This window comes from Tabrizicola sp. (assembly GCF_034366665.1).
In the GTDB taxonomy this organism is placed as follows: Bacteria; Pseudomonadota; Alphaproteobacteria; order Rhodobacterales; family Rhodobacteraceae; genus Tabrizicola.
Map to the genome: position 1 here is coordinate 38181 of NZ_JAXMMF010000115.1, position 24271 is coordinate 62451.

At 65.9% G+C, this 24271-nt stretch carries 30 protein-coding genes; 17 read left to right on the plus strand and 13 right to left on the minus strand.

Annotated elements, in window-relative coordinates:
- Window positions 1-37 precede the first annotated feature (37 nt).
- The gene (gene ubiE, locus U1E69_RS16125; RefSeq protein ID WP_322245423.1) at window positions 38-784 is read left to right on the plus strand and encodes a bifunctional demethylmenaquinone methyltransferase/2-methoxy-6-polyprenyl-1,4-benzoquinol methylase UbiE; all 747 of its coding nucleotides are present in this window, start codon (window positions 38-40) and stop codon (window positions 782-784) included.
- Window positions 781-2313: a 2-polyprenylphenol 6-hydroxylase gene (gene ubiB, locus U1E69_RS16130; protein ID WP_322245425.1), complete on the plus strand. Its 1533-nt coding sequence runs from the start codon at window positions 781-783 to the stop codon at window positions 2311-2313. Before ubiE ends, ubiB begins: the two co-directional genes overlap by 4 nt.
- Before the next feature lie 63 nt (window positions 2314-2376).
- On the opposite strand, the gene U1E69_RS16135 is transcribed toward ubiB, so the two are convergent.
- Both U1E69_RS16135 and U1E69_RS16140 read right to left on the minus strand, forming a co-directional pair.
- Entirely contained in the window at window positions 2377-3036 is a 660-nt protein-coding gene (locus U1E69_RS16135; protein ID WP_322245427.1) for a flagellar hook capping FlgD N-terminal domain-containing protein, read from the minus strand.
- A 7-nt stretch (window positions 3037-3043) separates the two neighbouring features.
- A complete protein-coding gene (locus tag U1E69_RS16140) occupies window positions 3044-4786 on the minus strand; it encodes a flagellar hook-length control protein FliK (protein ID WP_322245429.1) in 1743 nt (580 codons plus the stop codon).
- Between the two features lie 148 nt (window positions 4787-4934).
- On the opposite strand from U1E69_RS16140, the gene U1E69_RS16145 reads away from it, so the two are divergent.
- From U1E69_RS16145 to U1E69_RS16170, 6 genes are all read left to right on the plus strand, one after another.
- Window positions 4935-5207 (plus strand): rod-binding protein, encoded by a 273-nt coding sequence (locus U1E69_RS16145; protein ID WP_322245431.1) that lies wholly within the window; start codon window positions 4935-4937, stop codon window positions 5205-5207.
- Complete coding sequence (locus U1E69_RS16150; RefSeq protein ID WP_322245432.1) at window positions 5194-5502, plus strand: hypothetical protein; 309 nt, start codon at window positions 5194-5196, stop codon at window positions 5500-5502. The genes U1E69_RS16145 and U1E69_RS16150 overlap by 14 nt, the downstream gene beginning before the upstream one ends.
- A 195-nt stretch (window positions 5503-5697) precedes the next feature.
- The gene (locus U1E69_RS16155) at window positions 5698-6936 is read left to right on the plus strand and encodes a flagellin (RefSeq protein ID WP_416200297.1); all 1239 of its coding nucleotides are present in this window, start codon (window positions 5698-5700) and stop codon (window positions 6934-6936) included.
- A gap of 71 nt (window positions 6937-7007) precedes the next feature.
- A complete protein-coding gene (gene flaF, locus U1E69_RS16160; RefSeq protein WP_322245434.1) occupies window positions 7008-7379 on the plus strand; it encodes a flagellar biosynthesis regulator FlaF in 372 nt (123 codons plus the stop codon).
- Complete coding sequence (flbT, locus tag U1E69_RS16165) at window positions 7376-7780, plus strand: flagellar biosynthesis repressor FlbT (RefSeq protein ID WP_322245435.1); 405 nt, start codon at window positions 7376-7378, stop codon at window positions 7778-7780. The genes flaF and flbT overlap by 4 nt, the downstream gene beginning before the upstream one ends.
- Entirely contained in the window at window positions 7777-8568 is a 792-nt protein-coding gene (locus U1E69_RS16170; RefSeq protein WP_322245437.1) for a DUF1217 domain-containing protein, read from the plus strand. The genes flbT and U1E69_RS16170 overlap by 4 nt, the downstream gene beginning before the upstream one ends.
- A 117-nt stretch (window positions 8569-8685) precedes the next feature.
- Here the strand turns inward: U1E69_RS16170 and U1E69_RS16175 are convergent, their stop codons facing one another.
- On the minus strand, window positions 8686-9996 hold the full coding sequence (locus tag U1E69_RS16175) for a FliI/YscN family ATPase (RefSeq protein WP_322245438.1): 1311 nt from the start codon (window positions 9994-9996) through the stop codon (window positions 8686-8688).
- A gap of 84 nt (window positions 9997-10080) precedes the next feature.
- Here U1E69_RS16175 and U1E69_RS16180 point away from each other — a divergent pair, with 84 nt between their 5' ends.
- The 9 genes from U1E69_RS16180 to U1E69_RS16220 are packed head-to-tail and all read left to right on the plus strand — an operon-like array spanning window position 10081 to window position 14589.
- Window positions 10081-10464: a FlgB family protein gene (locus U1E69_RS16180; protein ID WP_322245440.1), complete on the plus strand. Its 384-nt coding sequence runs from the start codon at window positions 10081-10083 to the stop codon at window positions 10462-10464.
- An 11-nt stretch (window positions 10465-10475) separates the two neighbouring features.
- Window positions 10476-10859 (plus strand): flagellar basal body rod protein FlgC, encoded by a 384-nt coding sequence (flgC, locus tag U1E69_RS16185; RefSeq protein WP_322245441.1) that lies wholly within the window; start codon window positions 10476-10478, stop codon window positions 10857-10859.
- Between the two features lie 12 nt (window positions 10860-10871).
- A complete protein-coding gene (gene fliE / locus U1E69_RS16190; RefSeq protein WP_322245442.1) occupies window positions 10872-11162 on the plus strand; it encodes a flagellar hook-basal body complex protein FliE in 291 nt (96 codons plus the stop codon).
- On the plus strand, window positions 11159-11425 hold the full coding sequence (locus tag U1E69_RS16195) for a flagellar biosynthetic protein FliQ (protein WP_322245443.1): 267 nt from the start codon (window positions 11159-11161) through the stop codon (window positions 11423-11425). The genes fliE and U1E69_RS16195 overlap by 4 nt, the downstream gene beginning before the upstream one ends.
- Window positions 11426-11428: 3 nt before the next feature.
- Window positions 11429-12139 (plus strand): flagellar hook-basal body complex protein, encoded by a 711-nt coding sequence (locus U1E69_RS16200; protein WP_322245445.1) that lies wholly within the window; start codon window positions 11429-11431, stop codon window positions 12137-12139.
- A 9-nt stretch (window positions 12140-12148) separates the two neighbouring features.
- On the plus strand, window positions 12149-12934 hold the full coding sequence (gene flgG, locus U1E69_RS16205; protein WP_322245447.1) for a flagellar basal-body rod protein FlgG: 786 nt from the start codon (window positions 12149-12151) through the stop codon (window positions 12932-12934).
- Entirely contained in the window at window positions 12934-13353 is a 420-nt protein-coding gene (gene flgA / locus U1E69_RS16210; protein WP_322245448.1) for a flagellar basal body P-ring formation chaperone FlgA, read from the plus strand. The genes flgG and flgA overlap by 1 nt, the downstream gene beginning before the upstream one ends.
- A 7-nt stretch (window positions 13354-13360) precedes the next feature.
- A complete protein-coding gene (gene flgH / locus U1E69_RS16215; protein ID WP_322245471.1) occupies window positions 13361-14080 on the plus strand; it encodes a flagellar basal body L-ring protein FlgH in 720 nt (239 codons plus the stop codon).
- The gene (locus U1E69_RS16220; protein ID WP_322245472.1) at window positions 14080-14589 is read left to right on the plus strand and encodes a flagellar basal body-associated FliL family protein; all 510 of its coding nucleotides are present in this window, start codon (window positions 14080-14082) and stop codon (window positions 14587-14589) included. Before flgH ends, U1E69_RS16220 begins: the two co-directional genes overlap by 1 nt.
- A gap of 4 nt (window positions 14590-14593) precedes the next feature.
- Here U1E69_RS16220 and U1E69_RS16225 read toward each other — a convergent pair whose 3' ends face one another.
- The 10 genes from U1E69_RS16225 to U1E69_RS16270 form a co-directional block, all read right to left on the minus strand.
- The gene (locus U1E69_RS16225) at window positions 14594-14935 is read right to left on the minus strand and encodes a hypothetical protein (protein WP_322245449.1); all 342 of its coding nucleotides are present in this window, start codon (window positions 14933-14935) and stop codon (window positions 14594-14596) included.
- A complete protein-coding gene (locus U1E69_RS16230) occupies window positions 14932-16011 on the minus strand; it encodes a flagellar type III secretion system protein FlhB (RefSeq protein ID WP_322245450.1) in 1080 nt (359 codons plus the stop codon). The genes U1E69_RS16225 and U1E69_RS16230 overlap by 4 nt, the downstream gene beginning before the upstream one ends.
- The gene (locus tag U1E69_RS16235) at window positions 16008-16790 is read right to left on the minus strand and encodes a flagellar biosynthetic protein FliR (RefSeq protein WP_322245451.1); all 783 of its coding nucleotides are present in this window, start codon (window positions 16788-16790) and stop codon (window positions 16008-16010) included. Before U1E69_RS16235 ends, U1E69_RS16230 begins: the two co-directional genes overlap by 4 nt.
- A complete protein-coding gene (gene flhA, locus U1E69_RS16240; protein ID WP_322245452.1) occupies window positions 16787-18859 on the minus strand; it encodes a flagellar biosynthesis protein FlhA in 2073 nt (690 codons plus the stop codon). The genes U1E69_RS16235 and flhA overlap by 4 nt, the downstream gene beginning before the upstream one ends.
- Window position 18860: 1 nt before the next feature.
- A complete protein-coding gene (locus U1E69_RS16245) occupies window positions 18861-19526 on the minus strand; it encodes a lytic transglycosylase domain-containing protein (RefSeq protein ID WP_322245453.1) in 666 nt (221 codons plus the stop codon).
- 92 nt (window positions 19527-19618) lie between these two features.
- Window positions 19619-21772 (minus strand): hypothetical protein, encoded by a 2154-nt coding sequence (locus tag U1E69_RS16250; RefSeq protein ID WP_322245454.1) that lies wholly within the window; start codon window positions 21770-21772, stop codon window positions 19619-19621.
- On the minus strand, window positions 21769-22638 hold the full coding sequence (gene motA, locus U1E69_RS16255) for a flagellar motor stator protein MotA (RefSeq protein ID WP_322245455.1): 870 nt from the start codon (window positions 22636-22638) through the stop codon (window positions 21769-21771). Before motA ends, U1E69_RS16250 begins: the two co-directional genes overlap by 4 nt.
- 71 nt (window positions 22639-22709) lie before the next feature.
- Window positions 22710-23270, minus strand: coding sequence for a MotE family protein (locus tag U1E69_RS16260; RefSeq protein WP_322245456.1), 561 nt, complete (start codon window positions 23268-23270; stop codon window positions 22710-22712).
- A complete protein-coding gene (locus U1E69_RS16265) occupies window positions 23267-23662 on the minus strand; it encodes a hypothetical protein (protein ID WP_322245457.1) in 396 nt (131 codons plus the stop codon). The genes U1E69_RS16260 and U1E69_RS16265 overlap by 4 nt, the downstream gene beginning before the upstream one ends.
- Before the next feature lie 10 nt (window positions 23663-23672).
- Entirely contained in the window at window positions 23673-24155 is a 483-nt protein-coding gene (locus U1E69_RS16270) for a flagellar basal body-associated FliL family protein (protein WP_322245458.1), read from the minus strand.
- Window positions 24156-24271: the final 116 nt, after the last annotated feature.

Sequence of the window (24271 nt, forward strand, 5' to 3'; positions counted from 1 at the left end):
TATATCCCCGTGGAATGGCAATTTTCGGGCGGGCAGGATGACCGAGCACAAGACCACGCACTTCGGGTTTCAGGACGTCCCCGAGTCCGAAAAGGCCGGGATGGTGCATGGGGTCTTCACCCGGGTGGCCTCGAAATACGACATCATGAATGACGTGATGTCGGTGGGCATCCACCGGCTGTGGAAGGATGCGATGATGGACTGGCTGGCCCCGCGGCCGGGCCAGCGCCTTCTGGACGTGGCGGGCGGGACCGGCGATGTGGCGTTCCGCTTCCTTGGCCGGTCGCCCAGCGCCACCGCCGTCGTCTGCGACATGACCGAATCCATGCTGGTCGAAGGCCGCAAACGGGCCGAGGCGGAACGGCTGCACGACCAGCTGGACTGGGTCGTCGGCGATGCGATGGCACTGCCGTTTCCCGACAACAGCTTTGACGTCTACACGATCTCTTTCGGCATCCGGAACGTCACCCGAATCCCTGACGCCTTGTCCGAGGCTTACCGCGTGCTGCGGCCCGGCGGGCGGCTCATGGTGCTGGAGTTCAGCCAGATCCCCAATGATCTGCTGCAAAAGGCCTATGACCTGTATTCCTACAACGTGATCCCGGTGATGGGGCAGATCATCGCCGGCGACCGGCCGTCCTACCAGTACCTCGTCGAATCAATCCGAAAATTCCCGGATCAGGAGGCATTTGCCGCGATGATCCGCACCGCCGGGTTCGGGATGGTGAAATACCGCAACCTCTCGCTTGGCATCGCAGCACTCCATTCCGGCTGGAAGCTGTGAAGGGTCCGCACAACATCATCCGCTTGATCCGCACCGGCGCCACGCTGGAGCGGACGGGTGCCATGGACGTGGTGCTGGAGGCGTTCCGCGCCCCCCCGCGCCTGCGCTTTGCCGCTCGGATGCTGGGCTGGCCGTTCAAGTGGCTGGGCCTGAAGGGCGACCCCGAGCTGCCCCCCGCGACGCGCGCGCTGACCGCGCTTGGCCCGGCCTACATCAAGTTTGGCCAGGTCCTTTCCACCCGTCCGGACGTGGTCGGTGAAGAGCTGGCGCTGCAGCTGAAGTACCTGCAGGACAAGCTGCCCCCCTTCCCGGTCGAAATCGCCAAGAAGATGATCGAGGCCGAGCTGGAGCTTCCGGTTTCGACCATTTTCAGCGAGTTTTCCGAGCCCGTTGCCGCCGCCTCGATCGCCCAGGTGCACCGCGCGCGGCTGGCCGACACGGGTGAGGAGGTCGCGGTCAAGGTCCTGCGCCCCGGCATCGAGCGCGCGTTTCGCAAGGATATCGACGCCTTCTACCTTGCCGCCCGCTGGATCGAGCGCCTCGCCCCGTTCTCGCGCCGCCTGCGCCCGGTGGAGGTCATCACCCATTTCGAAGGCGTGGTGATGGGCGAGTTGGACCTGCGGCTGGAAAGCTCCTCTGCCGCCGAGTTCGCCGCGAACACCGAAAAGGACGAAGGCTTTCAGGTCCCTAAGCCGCACTGGTTCCTGTCCAGCCGCAACGTGATGACGCTGGGCTGGGCCGAGGGCATCGGGCTGAACGACAACGCGCTGATCGACGCGGCGGGCCATGACCGCACCGTGCTTGGCGCGCGGGTGTTGCAGCTGTTCCTGAACCACGCGCTGCGCGACGGGTTCTTCCACGCCGACATGCACCAGGGCAACCTGAAGATAGCGGCCAACGGCGACATCATCGCCTATGACTTCGGGATCATGGGCCGGATCGACGAATACACCCGCCGGGTCTATGCCGAGATCCTGATGGGCTTCATCCGCAAGGATTACCGCCGCGTCGCCGAGGTGCATTTCGAGGCGGGCTACGTCCCCCCCGACCGCGACATCGACGAATTCGCCCGCGCCCTGCGGGCCGTGGGCGAGCCCATCTTCGGCATGGACGCCAGCCGGATCAGCATGGCGCGGCTTCTGGCCTATCTCTTCGAGGTGACCGAACGCTTCGGGATGGAGACACGGACCGAGCTGATCCTGTTGCAGCGCACGATGGTCGTGGTGGAAGGCGTCGCGCGATCATTGGACCCGCATATCAACATCTGGCAGGTCGCCAGCCCCATCGTCGAACGCTACATCCGCGAGAATATCGGCCCCAAGGCCGTGGTGCGCGACCTGTTGAAGACGGCGCGGGTGCTGGCGCGCTTTGGCCCGAGGCTTCCGGCGCTGGTCGAGGCGCAACTGATCCGCTCGGGCAATCCGACCACGGTGGTCGTCCGCCCGCGGCGATCCGTGGCGCCGCTGCTTTGGGTCATGGCTGTGGGTCTGGCCTTCGTGGCAGGCCTGACGCTGGACCGCTATCTCTGAGCGTCGGGCCAGGACGACATTCTTTCGAAGGGATTTGCCGGAATTTTCGAAAATTCCGGCGCTTCACGACCGCGGTTCGCGCAGGGCGGTGACGTCGCTGGCCAAGACCTCGATCCCGCCTTCCAGGACCAGTTTTGTGCCCCCCGTGCCGCCACCCATCGCCTCGATCACCCGGGCATAGTGCTCGACCGGAGTGGTCGCGATCACCCGGTCGCCGTTCAGGCTTTCCAGCGTGATGGAGTAGGTGCCGGGCGGCAACGGCGCGCCGTCGATCCCGGCCCCCAGCCATTGATAGGGCTGCGTGCTGATCGGAATCTCTTCGCGGGAGACCAGGTTGCCTTGCGCGTCCGTCACCGCCAGAACCGCCCGGTCCGCGCCCACAGCCGGATTGGGCGACAGCGTCACCGGTGCGCCGTCATAGCGGACGGGGGCGGCCGTGCGTGCCTCTTTCCCGATCCAGCTGGCCATCTCGGACATGCCAAGCTGCTGGAACTTTCCCTGCATCTCGACCAGAAGCTGGTTGGTTCGGACCTGTTGCTCGACCCCCGAAAAGGTGGCCAGCTGCACCGCATAATCGGCCGAATCGATCGGCTTCAGCGGGTCCTGGTTCTGCATCTGCACCGTCAGCATCCGCAGGAAGGTGTCGAAGTCCGAAGAGATCTTCGATTTCGGCGCCGGTGCCGGAGGGGCGGTCGTGGCGCTGGTTACAGAGGTGACGTCCATTCTGGCCTCACAATCTAAGGTCAAGGGAGGCCCCGGCGGCAAGGCGCGGGGCGGGGGGAAGCACGGGGGCGGGGTCGGTCTGGTCCGGCCCCATTCCCCAGCCGGAGGAACGGTGGGCTGAGCCTTCGGACCCGCCTGTCCCGGATTGGTCCTGACCAAAGCCGATGTCGGCCCCGGCATAGCCCGCAGCGCGCAGGGCCTCGGCCAGTTCCCCGGCGTGGCGGCGGAAAAGGTCCAAAGTCTCGGGCCGTTCGAAAGTGATCATCACCACCATGCGGTCGGGGTTTGCCGCGTCAGGCTCCAGCCGCAGGCGGACGTGGCCCAGTTCATCGGGCGACAGCGCAAGTTCGGTCGTGCCGTCCGCGCTTTGCGACAGGGCTGCCGTCATCTGCGCCGCCACCTGCGGAACCGGGCTGGAGGGCAGCGCCGGGGTCGCCGACGGTCCGGCGGTGACCCCTGAGGTTGCCATCGTTGCGGGTGCGACAAGCGTCTGCAGCCCCTCGTCCCCGGTGGCGTGGTCCGGCGCGTCGATGGGCAGCATCCAGGGCGTTGCCTGGGGCCAAAGTGCGACGGCGGGGCTTGAAGCGGGGGGGGCGGTTTTCGCACTCTCGACTGGCTGCGTGGTGGCTGTCACGTCGGCCTCGGACCCTGGTAGGTCCGCTTTGGGCCGGTCGGGCGACGCAAGCGCGGCCTGATCCCCGTTTGCCAGCCGCGGCACGGCGTCCGTCCGCCCGATCAGCACAGGGCGCAAGGCGCGCGCCACCTCACCCGCTGCGGACAGGGGCAGGGCGAGGCTGCTGAACATGCTTTCCCACAACCCCGGCCTTGCCTGGCTTTCCGGTGGCTGAAGTTCACGTTCTGCCGCCGCAGGCTTTGCCGCTTCGCCAAGCGTCGAAGGCGGCACCTCTGGACTGACTTTGTCTGCTTCCGCCCCGCCTGCCCCCGCGGCCTGCGTGACCTGTGTCGCGGAAAACTCAGTGTCCGGTCCCGAAACCACCTTCGGCGCTTCGGGCCCAGGGGCTTCCATTGGCAAGCCCGCTTCGGGGAGTGAAGCCAGCGGCCCTTCCGGTGGCACCGGCAAAGCCCGAGCGGCCTCCGGATTGGTCCCACGCAGCGGAGCTGTCGCCGGACCCGATGGCTCCGGCATTGCCGACCGCGTATCTTGTGCCTGGCCGCCCCCGGCTTGGCCCGGGCCTTCCGCCAGATCCAGCATCGCTTGACGCACGGCGTCGGATGGCGTCAGGACGGCCTGTCCCTCTGCATCGCCCGTGGGCCTGGTCGCTGTCCACGCCGCAGTGGCAACGGCGGACCGGGCGGCCAGAGCGACGTCCGACGGCCCGCCACCCCGAGCCGCTTCACCTGCGCCGGCAGGTCGGTTGCCCTGAGCGTTGTCGCCCTTGACCTTGTCATGCTTGACTTCGGCAGTCGGGTGGACCGGGGGCAAAACCACGGTCTCGTCTGCCACGTCGGCCCCTTGCACGGGCAAGGGCGGCGCGACGGGATCGGCCACCTTGGTGTCGGTGGCGACGGTCGCCGCCGTCATTGCGGCATCTGCTGCACCGGCGATCCCTGTCTCGGGGCTCTGGACCGCGGCCGCCGTGGCCGCAACCGCAATCATCGGGGAAACCGGCATCGCCAGCATGACGGGTGGCGCAACGGGACCCTCTGCAACGATGGGCCCATCCTCGAACGAGGCTTCGAAGGCCCCGTCCGGTGAAAGCGCAGCCTCGGCCCCGCCGACAGGGGGCACGGGCGTCTGGAGAGAAGGAAGGACAAGAACTGTCTGCATGGTTTCCACGACTTCTGCCGCAATGACCCTGTTATCCCGTCAAGAGGTTACCCATTCTTTACCCCCCTCAGGCATCGTTGCGAAAAATCCGACCGATCCAGAGGCCCGCATGGATATCGCACCGATCACGCTTCCCGCCCCGTCGCGCCACGATCAGCTTATGGCCAAGGCCGAAGAGCTTGAGGCCACGTTCCTCGCCGAAATGCTGGCCCACTCCGGCCTGGGCGAAATGCAGGGCGCCTTTGGCGGCGGCCAGGGCGAGGCGCAGTTCACCTCGTTCCTGCGGCAGGAACAGGCGAAACTGATCGTCCAGCAGGGCGGCATGGGCCTGGCGGAACTGATCTTCAACTCGATGGTGGAGGCCGAGAATGGGGCTGCTTGAAGACCTTCTCGACCAGGCCGCCGATGCGCTTCTGGCAGGAAACCTGGCAGAGCTTGCCGCCCTGACAGAGCGCCTCGAATCGGCTCCCGTCCCGCAGGATCGCGCGTCGGCTGAACGGCTGCAGGCCAAGGCGCAGCGCAATGCCCGGCTTCTGGAAGCCGCGACCCGCGGCGTCAAGGCCGCACGCCTGCGCGTGGCCGAGATCACCCGCGGTCCCACGCTGACCACCTACGACGCCCGCGGCCAGAAGGCCCTGTTCGCGCCGCAGGGGCTGGTTCCGGCAAGACGTGTCTAGCTTTCGTCAAATGCCCCGCATTCGGCAGACGGCGTTTAGGAATTGGTTAGGTGATTTCACGCTTCACTGCCCTCGCGCCTCATGACGGGGCGGCGCTTCCGGGATCCCCGGCAAGCACGGACAGAACGCCCAAACTGCCACGCCTTGTGGCTTTCCCGGCCGTGAAACCTGCGGCCCCGTGTGAAGGACTGAATAATGTCGTCGATCCTGACCAATACCAGTGCAATGGTTGCCCTGCAGACCATGAAGGGCATCAGCGCCAGCCTGAACAAGACCCAGGCGGACATCTCTACCGGCAAGACCATCGCCAGCGCGAAGGACAACGCCGCTGTCTGGGCCATCTCCAAAGTGATGGAATCGGACGTCGAAGGCTTCAAGGGCATCTCGGACAGCCTGTCCGTCGGCTCGGCCACGCTGACCGTCGCCCGCAACGCCTCGGAAACCGTCACCAAGCTGCTGACGGAAGTGAAGGGCAAGATCGTCGCCTCGCAGGCCCAGAACGTTGATCGGGGCAAGATCCAGACCGACATCGACGCGCTGACCAAGCAGATCGAATCGACCGTCGGGGCCGCGCAGTTCAACGGCCTGAACCTGGTCAACGGGTCGGTCGCCAGTGGCAGCGTCAACGTTCTGGCCTCGCTTGACCGCAGCCAGACCGGCGTGACCTCGTCCAACATCAACGTCGAGACGCAGAACCTGTCGACCAGCGCCGGTGAGGTCCTGACTGCGGGCGGCGGTACGCTGACCGGAACGACCAACGTCGGAACGCCTCCGGTCGCGTCGGTCGTGACCGGAGCGCCTGTGTCGCTGGGTACTTTTGCCTTCCAGCAGAGTGGGCCCGCGATTGCCAGGAATGACGCGGCCGCCGATCCGGCAGTTCTGACCGCGATGATCGCCGGCGACCAGATCAGCCTGAAGATCGGCTCGGTTGAAGGCAAGTACACGGTGCAGAAGGGCGACACGGCCGATGCGCTGGTGGCGGGCCTGAAAGCCTCGCTCACTTCCAACGGGCTGTCGGACACCGACTTCACGCTGACCTTGAACGCCGGCGCGCTGGAGGTTGCCAACAACACCAACCAGGCGGCGGCGATCTCGGCCTCGGCCACGCGCGGCACCGGTGGTCTGTCGGGCCTGAACGACATCGACGTGGTCAATGACCCGGCCACTGCGCTGCAGGACATCGAGGGCATGCTGCAGACCTCGATCGACGCGGCGGCGTCCTTCGGCTCGTCGCAAAAGCGGATCGACATCCAGAATGAGTTCGTCGGCAAGCTGACCGATTCGCTCAAGACCGGCATCGGCGTCATGGTCGATACCGACATGGAGGAAGCCTCGGCCCGGTTGCAGGCGCTGCAGGTGCAGCAGCAGCTGGCCACCCAGGCGCTGTCGATCGCGAACCAGCAGCCGCAGGGTCTCCTGTCTCTGTTCCGTTAAGCACTTCGGGCCGCGGGGGGTGATCCTCGCGGCCCACCTCACCCCAACGCTTTCGAACAGATGGACACCCCATGACATTTCACTCCGCCATCAGCTACGCCCGACCCGAAGCGCCGACGCGCTCGCTGCGGTCCGTCGAGTACGACCTTCTCGCGCAGACCACCCAGCGGCTGCGCACTGCCTGGACCAACCGGGCGACCGACTACCCTGCGCTGGTCCGCGCCGTGACCGACAATGTCACGCTCTGGTCGACGCTGGCCTCGGACGTCGCACTGCCGGGCAACGGACTGCCCGCCGCGCTGCGCGCCCGGCTGTTCTATCTTTACGAATTCACCGTCCAGCACAGCCGGTCCGTTCTGGACGACAAGGCAAGTGTCGAGGTTCTGGCCGACATCAACATGGCCGTGATGCGGGGCCTTCGCGGTGACGGAGGCAGCAAATGAGCGGCCTTGTCCTGAAGCTTGGCCCGCACGAACGGGTGCTGATCAACGGTGCGGTGATCGAGAATGGCGACAAGCGCTCGCGCCTGGCGATCATGACGCCGAACGCCAACATCCTCCGCCTGCGCGATGCCATCCACCCCGAAGAGGTGAACACGCCCGTCCGCCGGGTCTGCTACATCGCGCAGCTGGTGCTGACCGGTGACGCCGACCCAGAGGATGCCAAGATGCAGCTTCTGCGCGGGATCGAGCAGCTTTCCCAGGTGCTGACCGACTATGACAGCCGCACGCAGCTGACCCTGGCCAGCCGCGCGGTGATGGACGCGCAGCCCTATCAGGCGCTCAAGGCGCTGCGGGCGCTTCTTCCGCGTGAGGAGCGGCTTTTCGCCGCTGGCCGCGCATGAGCTTCCAGCCGGTCCTGCCGCTTTCCGGCTTTACCGGCTGGGGGTTTCTCAAGCGCACGATGGAGCGGCAACAGGCCGTGCAGCAGGCGCTTCCGGTCCAGCAGCGCGACGAGGCCTATTTCCGCGACAAGATCGGCAAGGCCGACACCGCCGAAAAGCTGGTGAACGACAAGCGGCTCTTGCGCATCGCCCTTACTGCCTTCGGGCTTGAGGGCGATGTGAACAGCAAGGCCTTCATCCAGAAAATCCTGGAGGGGGGCACGCTGAAGGAAGGCAGCCTTGCCAACAAGCTGGCCGACAAGCAGTACCAGAAATTCGCCGCGGCCTTTGGCTACGGCGACTTTTCCGTTCCGCGGACCAGGCTTTCGACCTTCCCGGACGAGATCCTGACCCAGTTCCGCGCGCGCAGCTTCGAGACGGCGGTGGGTGCGCAGAACAACACCTTCCGTCTGGCGATGAACGCCGAACGCGAGATTCCGGCGCTGGCCTCCCGGACGATAAGCGAGAACGCCAAGTGGTTCACCGTTCTGGGTAACGCCCCGCTGCGTGAAGTGATGCAGACTGCGCTGGGCCTGCCAAAAAGCTTCTCGTCGATCAACCTTGACCAGCAGGTCGCGGTTCTGAAGAAGCGGACCGAGGCGGCGTTCGGGTCGTCGGACATCGGCCAGTTCCGGGACCCCAAGAAGCTGGAGGCGCTGACCCGCCGCTTCATCCTGCAGTCCGAAATGCAGGGTCAGGCAGCCGCCAACTCCCCTGCCGCGACGGCGCTGCAGCTATTGCGGCGGTAGACGGGTGCGGTGCAGATGCGGACCTGTTCTGAGTCGACGCTGGCAAGGCATTGATCTGGAAAGAGGCCCGGGTGCTTCCCCGCAGCCCCGGCGACGCCAGTCCCTTGCGGCCCCAGGTCAGCTCTTCAGGCTGGCCCGCAGCCGCTCGAAGCTTCCGGTGATCCCGTTGGCCGGGGCCCCCTCGGCAAGAAACCCGTCCAGCTGCGGCCAGACCTTGATCGCCCGGTCGATTACCGGGTCCGAGCCCGAGGCATATAGCCCGGCCTGGATCATCATCTCGGCCCGGTCATAGGCCCCCAGAAGCCGCCGCGCCTCGCCGATCAGCTGGTTCTCGTCCTCGGACGCCGCCTCGGGCAAAGAGCGGGACACCGAGCGGAGAAGATCGATGGCCGGAAAGCGCCCCCGCTCGGCAATCCGGCGGTCCATCACCACGTGCCCGTCAAGGACCCCGCGCAGGATGTCGGCCACCGGCTCCTCCATATCGGACCCTGCGACCAGGACCGAGAAGACGGCCGTGATGTCGCCCGCCCCTTCCGGCCCCGGACCCGCCCGTTCGGCCAGACCCATGATCGCCTGCGTCAGCGAGGGGGGGTAGCCCCGCAGCGACGCGTCCTCTCCCCCCGCAAGGGCGACCTCTCGATGCGCCTCGGCAAAGCGGGTGACGCTGTCGACCAGAAGCAGCACATGCTTGCCCTGATCCCGGAAATGTTCGGCCACCGCCATCGCTGTCAGCGCACACATCCGCCGCATCAAGGGTGACTGGTCCGAGGTCGCCGTCACCACCACACTGCGCGCCATCCCGGTGGAACCCAGAACGCGTTCGGTGAACTCGCGCAGTTCGCGGCCGCGTTCGCCTACCAGAGCGATGACGACGACATCCGCCTCCACTCCGCGGGCGAACTTGGCCAGAAGCGAGGACTTGCCGACGCCCGAGCCCGCAAAAAGACCGATCCGCTGCCCGCGCACCAGGGGCAGAAGCGTGTCGAAGATTGCCACCCCCGTCTCAAGCCGCGCGCCCAGCCTGCGCCGCGAGGCTGCCGGAGGTGCCGGGGCGCGCAGGGCACGCGGACGCGCGCCGCGCAACAAAGGTCGACCGTCCAGGGGCTGACCCGTCGCGTCGATGATCCGCCCGATCCAGCTGTCGTCCGGCGCGATCTCGGCCTTGCCCAGAAGCTCGACCCGGTCACCGATTGCCATCCCGTCGCCCGAGGCATCGGGCAGGACCGTAGAGCGCCCCGGCGCCAGACGCAGAACCTCGCCGCCCGCCACGCCGTCGCGGCTGTGGATGAGCACCCGGTCGCCGATCGTGGCTGTGTCCAACCCGGTGACCTCGGCCAGACCGCGCCGGGTCTCGGCCACCCGACCAATCCGCCGCAGCGACGCGCTGACCGCTATTTCCGCCAGGAGGCCATCAAAAATTCCAGTCACGGGATTCTCCCTTTGTTCGCTCTCAACCGTTTCTAAAGGAATCACTCTTAAGCCTTGGTGAAGTTGGTCGTGGGAGAAGCCCCGATGTTTGAGAAACTGGAAATTACCCGAATGGCGCAGGCTTTGGCCGCGCAGTCCGGGGCACGCATGGCGGTGATCGCCGAAAACGTCGCGAATGCCGACACCCCTGGCTACAAGGCCAAGGATGTCCCGGCCTTCGCCGATGTCTATGCGGCCGAAGGGCTTGAGATGCGTGCCACGCGCAGCGGGCACCTTAGCGCGCCAGCAACGGCAGTGGCGGCGATCCCCGACATCGTCCGTGGGCACGAATCGCCCAACGGAAACTCGGTCTCGCTTGAGGCCGAGATGGTGAAATCGGTCGAAGCCCGCCAAAGCCACGAAATGGCTCTGGCGATCTACCGGGCGACCTCGGACGTGGTCCGCGCCAGCCTTGGCCGGCCGCGGTAAGGGGGTAGCACATGGGCAATGACCTGATTTCTTCGCTTTCCTTTGCGGCCTCCGGAATGGAGACGCAGGCAATGCGGTTGCGGCATGTTTCCGAGAACATCGCCAACGCCGACACACCCGGTTACCACCGCAAGGTGATGACCTTCGAACAGGCCATGGACAGTGGCCTGGTCCAGGCCGGTCCGGTGAAACTGGACCAGGCTGAACTGACGAAGATCTACGATCCCGGGCATCCGCTCGCGGATGAAACCGGTCACTACGACGGCTCGAATGTCGATCTGGTGATCGAAATCGCTGACGCGCGCGAAGCGCAGCGCAGCTACGAGGCGAACCTTCGAATGTTCGATCAGACGCGTCAGATGACGCAAAGTCTGTTCGACCTTCTGCGCCGATAGGGGATATCCAGAATGGACGTAAAGACCTCTTTCGTTTCCCAGGCTTATGCGAATGCCCGGACCGCCGCCGCCCCTCAGCCAAAGGCCGGGGCGGCGGAAGAGGGTTTCGCAAAACTGGCCGGAAATTTCATGGGCGCCTTGCAGGAGCACGAGGCGACGGCCCGGTCTGCCATGACGGGCGGTGCCGATCCGCATGCGCTGGTGCAGGCGCTGGCCTCCTCGCAAATGGCGGTCGAGACGGTAGCCACGGTCCGCGACCGCGTCGTCGAGGCCTACCAGGAAATCCTGAGGATGCCGGTATGACCGAGCCGATGATCTATGACCTGACCCGCCAGGCCCTGTGGATCTGCGTGGTGATCTCGGCGCCTCTGCTGACGATTGCCCTCGTGGTCGGTGTGGTCATCGGTCTTTTCCAGGCCCTGACCTCGGTGCAGGAGATGACGCTGACCTTCGTCCCCAAAGCCGCCGTGATGCTGGGGGTCTTCTGGCTGTCGATGAGCTTCATGACCTCGACCCTGGTCACGTTCTTCACCGAAACCATCATTCCACAGATTGCCGGGGGCTAAGACATGGACGCCGCCGGATATGCGACGCTGAACCGCCAGTCGGGACTTATGCGCGAGATGGGCGTCGTGGCGAACAATATCGCCAACGCCTCGACCACCGGGTTCCGGCGCGAAGGGGTGGTCTTCTCGGAATATGTCGCGGCGCTGGACCATGACCCGTCCCTGTCGATGGCGCATGCCAGCGGCCGCCATGTCGACCTGTCGCAATCGACGCTAAGCCAGACCGGCGGGCAGTTCGACTTTGCGATCCAGGGCGAAGGGTTCTTCCTGATCGAGACGCCGCAGGGCCAGCGCCTGACCCGCGCCGGCACTTTCACACCATCCGCCGAAGGAGAGCTGGTGACGCCCGACGGCTACCGTCTGCTGGACGCGGGCGGCGCGCCGATCTTCGTGCCACCGGACGCCAAGGGCGTGGCGATGGCCTCGGACGGGACCTTGTCGACCGGCGGTCAGCCCATCGCGCAAGTCGGGCTTTGGCAACCGGCCGACCCGCTCTCGTTGCGCCATCAGGCAGGCACGATGTTTTCGGCCGATGCGGTCGAGCCGGCCGAGGGCGCGACGGTTCTGCAGGGGATGCTGGAGGACAGCAACGTCGAACCCGTCTCCGAGATCGCGCGCATGATCACGGTGCAGCGCGCCTATGAACTTGGTCAGAAATTCCTGGATTCCGAGGACGAACGTGTCCGCGGCGTGATCCAGGCGCTTGGTCGATAGGAGGCCGTGATGAAGGCTTTGCAGATCGCTGCAACGGGGATGTCGGCGCAGCAGATGAAGGTCGATGTTGTGTCGAACAACCTCGCGAACATGTCGACGACGGGCTACAACCCCCGCCGCGCCGACTTTGCCGACCTGACCTATCAGCAGATGGCCCGCCCCGGCAGCGTCACCGCGGCGGACGGATCAATGCTGCCGACGGGCGTGCAGATCGGGCTGGGCGTGCGGCCCGCAGCGGTGTCGGTGGTGATCGGCCAGGGGACGCTGGATGCCACCGGGGGCGACCTGGACGTCGCCATCGACGGCAACGGCTATATCGAGGTGCAGATGCCCTCGGGTCAGGTCGGCTATACCCGTGACGGTGCGCTGAAACGGTCGGCCGAGGGGCTGATCGTCACCTCGGACGGCTATCCCGTGGTGCCGGGGATCACGGTTCCGGCGGATGCGCGGGGCCTCACGATCTCGCCCACCGGGGAGGTCTGGGCCGATTTCGCGGACCGGGTCGATCCCGAACTGATCGGACAGATGACGATTTCGTCCTTCCCGAACGAAAAGGGGCTGGAGGCGATCGGGTCCAACCTTTTCCTGGAAAGCCCGGCCTCGGGCGCGGCCTTCTCGGGCACGCCTGGGCAAGAGGGTCTGGGGACGCTGCGGCATGGCTATCTGGAAAGCAGCTCGGTCGACGCGGTGCGCGAGGTGACAGAGCTGATCAAGGCGCAGCGCGGCTACGAGCTGAACGCCAAGGTGATCACGGCAGCCGACCAGATGCTGGCCGCCACGACGCAGGTGCGCTGATGCTGAGGGTCCTGCTTCTGATCGCCCTTGCGGCCCCCGTCTCGGCGGAAAGTCTGGTCGCGACGCGGACAATCCGCGCCAAGACATTGATCGCGCCCGAGGATCTGACCCTCGTCAATGCCGAGCTTCCCGGTGCTTTGACGGATCCGGCGCTGGCCGTGGGGCTGGAAGCGCGCGTGTCGATCTATGCCGGAAAGCCGGTGCGGCTTGGAGACCTGGGCCCACCAACCCTGGTGGAGCGCAATCAGCTGGTCACGCTGGTCTACGTGTCCGGGGGGCTGGCGATTTCGACCGAAGGCCGCGCCCTGGCACGGGGGGCGGACGGCGATCAGATCCGGGTGATGAACCTCGGCTCACGGAACACGGTCACGGGTCGGATCGGCCCGGATGGAGCAGTCTATGTCGGATGGAATGGATAAGATGATGATGCGGTCCTGCATGATTTTGACACTGGCCCTGGCTGGCTGCGCCAAGCTGGAACAGGTCGGGCGCGCGCCCGAGTTTTCGGGACTGGAGGGGACAGACCAGCACTATGCGATGTATGCCTCGTCTCTGCCCGAGGATCAGCCGCCCGCGACGGTGTCGGACGGATCGTCGCTGTGGACCGGAGGCACACAGTCGCTGTTCGGCGACCGGCGGGCGGCGCAACGGGGGGACATCCTGACCGTGGTGATCGAGATCGATGACAGCGCCTCGATCTCGAACTCGACCGGCCGCAGCCGCAGTGGCGAGCAAAGCGGCGGCATCCCCGACCTTCTTGGCATCCCGCAGCGGCTGAACGAAAGCCTGCCCGAGGGCGCCAGCATGGGGGACGCCTTTGACATGAACTCGTCCACGACCTTCAAGGGCCAGGGCTCGGTTGCGCGCAAGGAGAAGCTGACCCTGCGCATCGCGGCAACGGTGATCGAAGAGCTGCCGAATGGCGTCCTGAAGATCGAGGGCCAGCAGGAAGTCCGGGTCAACTTCGAGATGCGCGAGCTGATCGTCACGGGCTATGTCCGACCCGCCGACATCTCGCGCCAGAACGAGATCACCTATGACAAGATCGCAGGCGCCCGGATTGCCTATGGCGGCCGCGGCCAGATCACCGACATGCAGCAGCCGACCTATGGCCAGCAGGTCGCAGACATCGTGATGCCGTTCTGATCATGGGCAAGCTCATTCCCGTCATTCTTGCACTGGTCGGCCTGGGCGGGGGCGTGGGCGCGGGCCTGTTCCTTCGCCCCGCGCCGCCGCCTCAGGACCAAGCCACCGCGGCCGCCGAGAAAGCCGCAGATGACGCGGAACATGCCGAGGCAGGGGAAGGCGAAGACGGCGAGCCGAAGGAGGGGGCGCCGGAATATGTCAAGCTGAACAATCAGTTCGTGGTCCCGGTTGTCGAAGAGGGACGGGTCGCCGCCCTGGTGGTCCTGTCGCTGTCGCTGGAGATCGAACCGGGAAACACCGATAAGGTCTATCTGCGCGAGCCGAAGCTGCGGGATTCCTTCCTGCAGGTGATGTTCGATCACGCCAACACCGGTGGCTTCTCGGGGTCGTTCACTGACGGCTCGAACCTTGTGGTCCTGCGCACCAGCCTGAAAGAGGCGGGCGCGCAGGTGCTGGGGCCGATGATCACCGATGTCCTGATCACCGACATCGCACGTCAGGACAGCTGACGCGCTATCGACCGGACTTCAGCCGCGTTGCCAGGCCTTGCAGGGCCTGGACGCGGCCGAAGGCTGTCTGAGCCTCGCTGCGGGCCTCTATCCAGTCCACCGTTTGCCGGGCGATCACCAGGTTCAGCTCGGACCGGCGCTGGTCGGCCCAGCGGTTGTAGGTCAGCGCCACCTTCTCGGCCGTGACCGGCTCCAGATCCGTCTGGGTGGCGGACAGATCCAGCGCCGAGATCTGCTGGCGGCTGCTCTCCAGCTTGGCGGCGGCGGTGCGCAACCGGCCGAGACGCTGGTCAAGCACAAGCTGCGCCAGTTCTGCCATACGGGCCAGGTCGGCGGGTCTGGTCATTTCCGCCGCGCCCTTTTGCGCATCGTCTCGGCAAAGCGGATCGCCGCAGCGACAGCCCGGTACTGTTCGACCCGGATTTCCTGGCCGACCTCGACGGTGGCATGGATCGCGCGGGCGGTCGGCGGGTCGCTGTGGATCGGCACGCCGTGCTCGGCGGCCCGTTCCCGGATCTTCCGGGCGATCTCGTCCACGCCCTTGGCCACGCAGATCGGAGCGCCGCCCTTGGACCGGTCCCATTTCAGCGCCACGGCATAGTGGGTCGGGTTCACGACCACCACGTTTGCCGTCGCCACGTCCGAGAGCATGCTGTTCGTCGCAACCTCTTGCGCGCGCTGGCGCCGGGCGGCTTTCAGGTGCGGATCACCTTCGCTTTCCTTGTATTCATCCATCATCTCCTTGCGCGACATGCGCTGCCGCTGGCGATGCTGGTGGTTCTGCCAGATGAAATCGACCCCACCCAGAACCAGCTGAATAAGAAACACGATCACCAGGAAATGCAGGGTCATCTGCGCCATCAGCGCCCCCGACATCGCTGGGGTAAGGTAAAGGCTGGCCAGGATCTCCTCCAGCCGCGCGGCGAGGAAGTAGTAGAGGATCAGCGAGACGAGGCAGAGCTTGACCGTACTTTTCGCGAACTCCACCAGACCCTCGACGCCGAACTTGTGCCCGGCCGTGGCGATGGGAGATATCCGCGACAGCTTGGGCGCCAGCTTGCTGGGTGCGACGACAAAGCCCCGTGTCGCGACAAGAAGCGCCATGACCAGCACGGGTGCCAGCACCAGAAGGGCCAGCGGGGGTCCGGCCACGGCCAGCAGGATGCCGGCGACCGGGCCGCTTCCGCCTGCCGTCACCAGCGATGACAACCGGTCAGCCTGATCCAGCAGGACCATCCCCGCGCTGCCCGACCGTTGGACGGCCCAGGCTCCGAAGCTGAAAAGCGCCAGCAGGAAACCCCCGCTCGCGACAGCGGTCTGCAGGTCCACCGACTTTGGAATGTCCCCGTCCTCGCGGGCCCGGTCAAGCTTCTGTTGCGAGGCTTCGTGTTCCTTGTCCTCTTCGTCTTCCTGACCGCTCATGGCACGACCGCGAAGGGCTGTTCGAGGTGGGACATGAAGGCGTCCAGCCAGACCGCAAGCAGGACCGGTGTGGCGACCGCAAGAAGGGCAAGCCCGCCAAGGGTCAGCGCCGGAGCGCCGACCATCGACACCATCAGCGTCGGCATGGCGCGGTTGATGGCCCCCAGAGCCAGGTTGTAGATCAGCGAGGCGATGACGAAGGGGGCCGCAAGCGAGAAGGCCAGGCTGAAGGTGCGCCCGATCAGTGCCAGACCCCAGTCAGCCGCAGCGGCGGCGGAATGGTGCACTCCTGCCGGGAGGATGTCGTAAGAGACGAGGACCAGTTCCGCCGCCCGCACATGCAATCCGGCCGCCATTGCCAGGGCGATTCCGGCGATGATCAGCAGGTTGCCGATGGCGGGCTGCGGCTCGGGGGCGACCCCGGAAAAGAGCTGCGAGAGGGTGGTCGCCTGGGCGATCATCGAGGCGGCCGTCTGCAGAGACGCAATGAAAAGCCGCATGCCGATGCCGAGGATGAGTCCGGCGATGGCCTCTCCGCCAAGGGCCAGGAGCGAGGGCGGGACACTCGCGGCGCTGATCCGCTCGGCCAAAAGGGGTGCGACGACCAGGGTCATGCAGACGACAAAGGCAAGCTTGATGCGCTGCGGGACGGCAGGATCGCCAAGGCCCGGCATCAGCGCGACCATTGCACCGATCCGGACAAAGGCCAGCGCGGTCGCCCAGGCCAGGCTTTCGGCCAGACCCAGCAGTCCCGAGAGGTCGGCGATGATCTGGTTCACGCGGGCACCTGGCCGATCAGGGCGGGGCGGGCATCGGTCCCGATCTCTTCGTAGGACAGGACGGGCATGTGCAGTCCCTTGGCATGGACCACCGTCCGCAGGAACCGCCGACGCCCGACCGAAGTGACAAGGGCCGGATAGACCCCGGTCTCGGCGGCGCGATTGGCCCGTTCCGTCAGCCCGTTGGCCAGCCGGGCGAAGATTTCCGGCGGCAGGGCCACATCGCGTTGGCCGCGGTCGCTGTCGATCTGGTAGGTCGAGAAGGTCCTTTCCCAGTCCGGTGCCAGCTGGATCAGGGGAACCGACCCATCGGGGCGTTTCAGGTCGGCGATGATCTGGAAGCCCAGGCGCTGGCGCACGTGTTCGCAGATCGCCTCGGGCGTGCCGAACTGCCGCGCTTCGGCCACCGCTTCCAGGATCAGCGGCAAATTGCGAATCGAGACCCGTTCATCCAGCAGCAGCCGCAGGACGGCATGGAGAAGATCGATCGGCACCTTGTCCGGGATCAGCTCGTCCAGCAGCCGCCGGTTCGCTTCTGCCCGGATCGGGTCAGACAGCTTGACGAACTCGTCGAGAAGGCGGCGCAGCCCGCGCAAGGTCAGAAGCCGTGCCAGGTTCGATTTCAGCACTTCCAGAAGATGCGTCGCCAGAACTTCGGTCGGCGACACGACCGTGAGCCCGGACAGGGCCGCATCCTCTTGCTGGTCGGGATTGATCCAGCGGGCCGGGGCGCCATAGACCGGCTCGCGCGCGTCCAGACCGTCGGGCGCCGGAACGCCATCGTTCAGCAGGACCAGAACCCGGTCGGGATAAAGCCGATCCGCGACACGCTCGACCCCCTGCAGCCGGATGCGGTACTGCCCCGGAGACAGGGCGATTTCGTCGGTCAGGCGGATCTCGGGCAGGATGAAGCCATAGGCGGTCGCCACGTGGTTGCGCATGTTGGCGATCCGGCTGTCGAGACCGGTTGCCGGGTCCAGCACCATCGACACCAGGTTCGGCGAGAATTCGATGTGGATGTCGTCGAAGTCGAGCACATCGCCGATCGAACGCGGTTTCGGCGCGTCCAGGGTCACAGGGGGCAGGTCTTTCGGCTGGGACGCACGGCGGGACTGTAAAAAGGCCATCGCCCCGAGGCCAAGTGCTGCAAGCATGAACGGAAAGAACGGCATCCCGGGCACCAGCGCAAACAGCGCCATCAGTGCGCCCACGGTGCCAAGCGCGCCGGGATAGCGACCCAGCTGGGCGAAGAACGAGATGTCCGCCGCGCCCTTCTGGCTGCCCTTGGCCAGCAGAAGCGCCGCCGCGACCGAGATGATAACGGCCGGGATCTGACTGACCAACCCGTCACCCACCGTCAGGATCGTGTAGGTCTCGAAGGCCGTGGCCGCGTCCAGGCCGTGGACGAAGATGCCGACGATAAGGCCGACCACGATGTTCAGCATCGTGATCAGCAGTCCCGCGATGGCATCGCCCTTCACGAATTTCGATACGCCATCAAGCGAGCCAAAGAAGTTCGTCTCGGCCAGCTCTTGTTCACGCCGCCGCTTTGCCTCGTCATGGTCGATGGCCCCGGCGGACAGGTCGGCGTCGATGGCAAGCTGGCGGCCCGGCATGCCGTCCAGCGCAAAGCGTGCGCCGACCTCGGCCATCCGCCCTGCGCCTTTGGTGATCACGATGAAGTTGACGATCAGCAGAACGATGAAGATCACGAGGCCCAGGATCAGGCTGCCGCCCATGATGAACTCGGCGAACCCTTCGATCACGTGGCCTGCAGCATCCGTTCCGGTGTGGCCCTGTCCGATGATCAGCTTGGTCGACGAGACGTTCAGCGCAAGCCGCAGCAGGAGAGACGCAAGCAGGATGGTCGGAAAGGCCGAGAAATCCAGCGGGCGGTCGATGAAGAGCGTCACTGTCAGCATCAGGATCGCAAGTGCGAACGAAAGCGCCAGTCCAAGGTCCAGCATCCAGGCTGGCACCGGCAGGATCATCATCACGATCACCGCCATCAGGCCGATGGCCAGCAGGATCGTCGGTCGGAAGACTGCGGCGGAAAACCCCTTGATCATCTTACGGCGCCCCAATCAGCCGGACGCCGCCGGGACTGGCCGGAACAAGCGAACCGCCTGACCCGGTCGATCCCGCGACCAGCAGCGGAAACCGGTTCTCGCGTTCGGAAAGGTCGGGACCCGGGTCAGCGACCGGCGGGGCGCCACCTTCCAGTTGGGCGTAAGCGGCCTCGAACTTGGCTTGGTAGGCGGTGGCGAACTCGGGCGTTCCGGAGTGGTAGGCCGCCGCTGCAAGGGCCCAGTCCCCGGTCTGCGCAAAGTGGTCGGCAAGGTATTCGGCGGCGTAAAGCGCGTTCTGCGCGGGGTCGAGCATGTCTGACACCGAAGCGAACCCCTCGGCGTGCCAGCGATAGTTCAACTGAAAGCAGCCCAGGTCCACATTGGTGGCGCCCTGTCCCAATGCGGCCGCCGCCTCTGCCTCGGCCTCCACGGCACTGTCGAACCAGCGGCCGTCACCCCCGAAATTCACGGTCCAGGGCCAGGGTCGTCCCTGCCGCCCGGTCTCGACCAGAGAAATCGCGCGCAGGACGGAATAGGGCACCCCGGTCTGTTCGGCTGCATCGGACGCGGCTTGCAGGCACAGATCCGAGGGGTCCTCGCGCCCCTGGGCCAATGTGGCGGACAGCAGGAGGGCCAGGGTCGTGGTCGGCGGGGTCTTGAGTGTCATTCGTCTGCGGGGCATTTCTCGCTCCACCCCGTGCGTTCTGCCGGGGTCGCCGATCAGACTAGCGGCCGAATCTTTCCGGCTGGTTACCAGCCTCAGTTGCCAAGGGGTGGCGGCACATCGGCCAGAAGCGCATCGATTGCATCGCGAGCGGCAAGACTTGCCTCTACCGTCTGGCTGCCACGGCCAAGAAGACCGGTAGCTTCCGCGTCCGGCAGCGGTTGGGCAAGATCGGCTGTGGCCTGCCACGCCTCTGCCGATTCGGGTGGCAGGCCGGACAAGTTGCCATCCCACAGGCCGACGCGGGATGCGGTCTCGCTGTCGCCGGCCCTGGCGAGTGCCGACTGCGCGGCCGACAGATCGCCCAGCAGAAGCAATGCGTTGGCACGGAGCGCCTCGGCTTCGGGGTCAGTGATCCCTTCCAGAAGTGCCAGGGCAGTTGCTGCATCACGGCGGCTCAATTGGGCTTTTGCCGCCATCACACGCTGATCGACCGGGTCAGACGCCGCGACCGGTCCAAGCCAGACGAGCGTCGCATCGGGGAACCCCAGCGCGAGCAATCGCTCGCCCATTGCGCGCCTTACGTCCAAGGCAACATCCGGCCGCGGCGCATCCGCCGGAAGCACGGCCTGGCGCAGGAAATCGTCGTCAGCCGCGCGGGCCACGATGACCTGCCAAAGATCCGACAGCACGGATGGTGCGGGATCGGCCTGGAAGGCAGCCTCGCCTTGGTCCGACAGCGCAAGCGCCAACACGATGGCGCGGTCAACCTCGGCGCCGACCTCGCCGTCTTCGGTTTCGCGGCGTATCGCCATCAAGGCTTCCGCGACCTCTGGGTCCATCGGCTGCAGCTTGCGGAAATGCGTCTCGACGAGAGCCACAAGGTTCTCGGCCCGGTCGCCGTCCAGCGCCACGGCCGTCTCGGCATGAGCTTGCGCGGCGTCGGCATCTCCCTCCTGCAGGCTGGCCTTTGCATCGATCAAGGCCAGAGCCCCCGCGTCGACATTGGGCGAGCGCTCCATCGCGTCACGGATCATCCGGACCGCTTCGGTATCATCAACTGCAAGGAATTTCTCGGCCAGGGCGGACCCAAGATGCCGCCGCAGATGGGCGGGCAGCGCCAGGAAGGCCTGAAGAATGGCGTCCCGGTTCACGCCGGGACCGGCGGGAAGGCGATCCTGCGCAAGTGCCGCCCAAAGCGCGGCGGGACCTTCACACTCCAGCATTCCGGCGAAGGGGGACGGAGGATCGGTCTCTCCATCGACCAGATGCGACATCGATCGGTAAAGCGGTGCCACGTCGCTTGCAGTCCCATCACCCAGCATGGCGAGATGCTGGCGCGCCTCGACCCCGAAGCCCAGATACAGCAACTGGCGCGTCGAGCGCAGGACAGAGGCTTCGTCCGGCACGTCAAATTCGCCATAAAGGCCGGCGCGCGCTGCCACCAGAAGATCGTGCGGCAGAAGGTCGTCGCCCCAGGTCGGCAGGTCGACAAGCGTGGGGTCCGCGCAAGAGGGGGGCACTGCGTCTTCGGCGATCAATGCTCCGGGGTTGGTCACCGTCACGCCGGGTTCTTCGCCGATCCTGATGTGCGACCAGGGCAACTCGGCATGGTCGACCATGGGCTGTTTTGCAGGCTTTCCGGGCAGCTCCATGTCCACCACGCCATCCGCAGCCCCCTTGGCGATCTGCTCCAGAAGCTCGTCTCGCAGGGGTTCCAGCGACACGGTTCCCGTATCAAGCGGCAGCGGCAGGGCGAAGTCCGCCACAGGAGGGGTGCCACGGTCGGCAAGCCAGTCATAGGCCAGCGCGGTATCCGGGGCGACGGCGGTATCCGGACCCGGAGGTGTCACGGTCGAGGAAAATGCAGTCTCGAAGGCCGAGCCTGCGGGGGCTGGGCCCTCCTTGATGTCCAGCACGACAATCCCGGCCCCGTATTCGAACGGGAAGACATGGCAGTCGCACCCCAGAACCAGAGACAGCGCCCCGCTGGTCCGATCGACCGCAAGATCCGCCAACCTGGTGCGCGGGATCCGCTGCCAGACCGACGCAAGATCGAAGTCCGGCTGGGTTCCCGTCCGCGCGGCGAAGGCGTAGCCGGTCTGCGTGCGACCGACCGACCATTCCGTTCCTGCGGGCAGCTCGATCACCAGGCGCGTGAAATCGGGATGTTCGCCGGACAGGACCCGTGCGGTCTGGGCCTGCGCCTGGACACCAAGCGCCAGAAACAGAAGCAGCGCCCGGATCATGCGGCATCCTGCTTGAGATTGCGCATCGCTTCTTCCAGGTCGCTGAAGCCGGGGCGAAGATGGTGCGGAGTGTTCTGACGACCGACCTCGATGCAGATGTTGGCCGGATGGCGATGAAGGTTCGCGACCAGCACCTCGCGGATCAGCTGGTAGAAGTGGATGTCCTCTTCGACCACGGTCTTCACCCGGGCGGCGAAGGGGCCCATCAGACCGTAGGCCAGGAACACGCCAAGAAAGGTCCCGACCAGAGCGCCGCCGATCATCTTGCCCAGAACTTCCGGCGGCTGGTCGATCGAGCCCATCGTCTTGATCACGCCCAGCACGGCCGCGACGATCCCCAGGGCGGGAAGCCCGTCCGCCATCGTCTGCAACGCGTGGCTGGAGTGCATCGCGTGGTGCAGCGTCGCTTCCATCCGTTTGTCCAGCACCTCTTCGACCTGATGGGGGTCATCGTAGTTCATCGACGCCGCGCGCATCGTGTCGCAGATGATATCCATCGCCTCATGGTCGTGCTGGATCCGGGGATACTTGCCGAAGATCGACGAGTTGTCGGGGGATTCGATATGTTCCTCCAGCGCGACAGGATTTGCGCGCGCAAGGCGGATCAGTTCGAAGAGCAGGCACAGCAGATCGCGGTAATCGCCGGGCTTCCACCGGGGTCCCTTGAAGACCTTGCCGACGTCTTTCAGCGTGTGCTTCACCGCCGCCATGTCGTTCGAGATCAGGAAAGCCCCGACTGCGGCCCCGCCGATCATGATCATCTCGAACGGCAGGGCCTTGAGGATGATGCCCATCTTGCCGCCGGCAAGGACATAGCCGCCGAAGACCATGATGAGGATGACGGCGATGCCGACGAAGCCAAGCATGTTGAAATGTCCTCTGTCGGGTTGCGTTCCGGGCAGTATCGGGGCGGGGGGTTAAGACTCTCTGACCGACATCACTCTTTCGGTACGCCCGCATTGCGACCGGCGACGATGACGCTGACGCCGTAGGCCGCCTCGGATGACATGCCCGACAGGATCGCCGCCGCCGATTCGGGTGGCATCCGGCCAAGGAAGCCGGCGGCGAATTCGGGCGACATCGTCTCGAACAGCGCTGCCGCATCCTTGGGCTTCATGGCCTGGTAGACCGCCGTCAGGTTCTGGATATCCTGCTCGGCAGCCCCGTCAGCCACGGCCAGTGTGGCCTTCAGCTCTTCCTCGACGGCCTTCATCTCCTCCAGTCGCTTGGAGATTGCGGCTTCGGCAAGGGAAAGCGCGGCGAGCCGGTCCTGCAAGGCCGCTTCCTGGGCGGCGACCCGCTCTTCGCGCAGGGTCAGGGCTTCGGACAGGGCGCTGGGCATTTCGCAGGTTGCGGGGGTCTCGACAGTGGCGGCTTCCTCTTCGGACTTGGCAAGCGCCGCACCGATGCCCGAGCCGAGCCGCAGGGCGCCGGAAGAGGCAAAGAGCATGGCCACGATGAAGAGTGCGCCATGACCGGCGCGACGGCGGCGGCTCATTCTGCGGCCTCCAGCTCATCGCGGGGGGCGCGGCGGCGCACGAAGCGAAGGCGACGTTCTTCCTCTGTTGGCTCCTCGACCACGGGGCGCGCAGGCGGCGCCTTCGGGTCGGGCAGGTCGTGCAACGAGGCGACCAGCAGTTCCAGCTTCCGCGCCACCGCCTCGCCCCGCGCGGTCAGCGCCTCAAGGCTTTCGGCCGAGCCGTTCGCGGCCCCGCGGGCCTTTTCCAGCGCGACGGTCATGTCGTCGACCTGGGCGGACAGCACGGCAATCGCCCCGCCCATCCCGGTTTCCAGCGTGGTGAATTTCTTCAGCCGGGTCGAGAGCACGTAGCAGTAGATCGCGGCTCCGAAAGAGCCTGCCATCAGAAGGATATCGGCGATCAGGTCCATGTCTTGCGTCCTAGTTCAGCACGAATTCGGTGATCAGAAGGTCGCGCACCCGGCCCTCGCCCGTGACGACCTGGATCCGGCGCAGCATCTGCGCACGCAGCCGCGCCATCGCATGCGGATCTTCGATCGAGGCCGTATCAATGGCGCGCAGGTAGCTGTTCACCACGTCAAGGATACGCGGCGCCAGGGTCGTGACATCCGCCGCAGCGCTGTCTGCGACCTCCAGCTGCGCGGTGAAGCGCAGATGCTCGCTGCCCGAATCGGGGGCAAGGGAAATGACGATGGTTTCCAGCGGCACGAAGGCGATGCCGGTCAGCGGGCCGGGGACCTGCTCTTCCTCGGCATGTTCCTCGGCGCCGCCCAGAATCAGGCCGGAGAACGTGGCGTAGAACCCCCCGCCCCCCAGCACCAGAGCCAGGACCAGACCGATCAGCAGCGGCTTCTTCGACCGCTTCTTCGGGGGCTCTTCCAGTGAGGCTTCCGCCATTGCCATGTTCACGCTCCGTTTCTCGGGACAAGGCGACCATAAGCCAAAGGTCACTAACCGATTGTTAAGCCCGACCGACGAAAGCTTGGCGCACGGCAGAACCGCCGGACCCGGAGAATCGC

What these genes read in the sequence shown, in the direction of transcription:
- ubiE (WP_322245423.1), top strand. Translation starts at nt 38, where the DNA reads ATGACCGAGCACAAGACCACGCACTTCGGGTTTCAGGACGTCCCCGAG.
- U1E69_RS16230 (WP_322245450.1), bottom strand. Translation starts at nt 16,011, where the DNA reads ATGAGCGGTCAGGAAGACGAAGAGGACAAGGAACACGAAGCCTCGCAA.
- motA (WP_322245455.1), bottom strand. Translation starts at nt 22,638, where the DNA reads ATGCTTGGCTTCGTCGGCATCGCCGTCATCCTCATCATGGTCTTCGGC.
- flbT (WP_322245435.1), top strand. Translation starts at nt 7,376, where the DNA reads ATGAGCGGCCTTGTCCTGAAGCTTGGCCCGCACGAACGGGTGCTGATC.
- flgG (WP_322245447.1), top strand. Translation starts at nt 12,149, where the DNA reads ATGAAGGCTTTGCAGATCGCTGCAACGGGGATGTCGGCGCAGCAGATG.
- U1E69_RS16270 (WP_322245458.1), bottom strand. Translation starts at nt 24,155, where the DNA reads ATGGCAATGGCGGAAGCCTCACTGGAAGAGCCCCCGAAGAAGCGGTCG.
- fliE (WP_322245442.1), top strand. Translation starts at nt 10,872, where the DNA reads ATGGACGTAAAGACCTCTTTCGTTTCCCAGGCTTATGCGAATGCCCGG.
- flgA (WP_322245448.1), top strand. Translation starts at nt 12,934, where the DNA reads ATGCTGAGGGTCCTGCTTCTGATCGCCCTTGCGGCCCCCGTCTCGGCG.
- flaF (WP_322245434.1), top strand. Translation starts at nt 7,008, where the DNA reads ATGACATTTCACTCCGCCATCAGCTACGCCCGACCCGAAGCGCCGACG.
- U1E69_RS16135 (WP_322245427.1), bottom strand. Translation starts at nt 3,036, where the DNA reads ATGGACGTCACCTCTGTAACCAGCGCCACGACCGCCCCTCCGGCACCG.
- U1E69_RS16200 (WP_322245445.1), top strand. Translation starts at nt 11,429, where the DNA reads ATGGACGCCGCCGGATATGCGACGCTGAACCGCCAGTCGGGACTTATG.
- U1E69_RS16245 (WP_322245453.1), bottom strand. Translation starts at nt 19,526, where the DNA reads ATGACACTCAAGACCCCGCCGACCACGACCCTGGCCCTCCTGCTGTCC.
- flgC (WP_322245441.1), top strand. Translation starts at nt 10,476, where the DNA reads ATGGGCAATGACCTGATTTCTTCGCTTTCCTTTGCGGCCTCCGGAATG.
- U1E69_RS16250 (WP_322245454.1), bottom strand. Translation starts at nt 21,772, where the DNA reads ATGATCCGGGCGCTGCTTCTGTTTCTGGCGCTTGGTGTCCAGGCGCAG.
- U1E69_RS16150 (WP_322245432.1), top strand. Translation starts at nt 5,194, where the DNA reads ATGGGGCTGCTTGAAGACCTTCTCGACCAGGCCGCCGATGCGCTTCTG.
- U1E69_RS16265 (WP_322245457.1), bottom strand. Translation starts at nt 23,662, where the DNA reads ATGGACCTGATCGCCGATATCCTTCTGATGGCAGGCTCTTTCGGAGCC.
- flhA (WP_322245452.1), bottom strand. Translation starts at nt 18,859, where the DNA reads ATGATCAAGGGGTTTTCCGCCGCAGTCTTCCGACCGACGATCCTGCTG.
- U1E69_RS16180 (WP_322245440.1), top strand. Translation starts at nt 10,081, where the DNA reads ATGTTTGAGAAACTGGAAATTACCCGAATGGCGCAGGCTTTGGCCGCG.
- U1E69_RS16145 (WP_322245431.1), top strand. Translation starts at nt 4,935, where the DNA reads ATGGATATCGCACCGATCACGCTTCCCGCCCCGTCGCGCCACGATCAG.
- U1E69_RS16155 (WP_416200297.1), top strand. Translation starts at nt 5,698, where the DNA reads ATGTCGTCGATCCTGACCAATACCAGTGCAATGGTTGCCCTGCAGACC.
- U1E69_RS16170 (WP_322245437.1), top strand. Translation starts at nt 7,777, where the DNA reads ATGAGCTTCCAGCCGGTCCTGCCGCTTTCCGGCTTTACCGGCTGGGGG.
- U1E69_RS16225 (WP_322245449.1), bottom strand. Translation starts at nt 14,935, where the DNA reads ATGACCAGACCCGCCGACCTGGCCCGTATGGCAGAACTGGCGCAGCTT.
- U1E69_RS16195 (WP_322245443.1), top strand. Translation starts at nt 11,159, where the DNA reads ATGACCGAGCCGATGATCTATGACCTGACCCGCCAGGCCCTGTGGATC.
- flgH (WP_322245471.1), top strand. Translation starts at nt 13,361, where the DNA reads ATGCGGTCCTGCATGATTTTGACACTGGCCCTGGCTGGCTGCGCCAAG.
- U1E69_RS16260 (WP_322245456.1), bottom strand. Translation starts at nt 23,270, where the DNA reads ATGAGCCGCCGCCGTCGCGCCGGTCATGGCGCACTCTTCATCGTGGCC.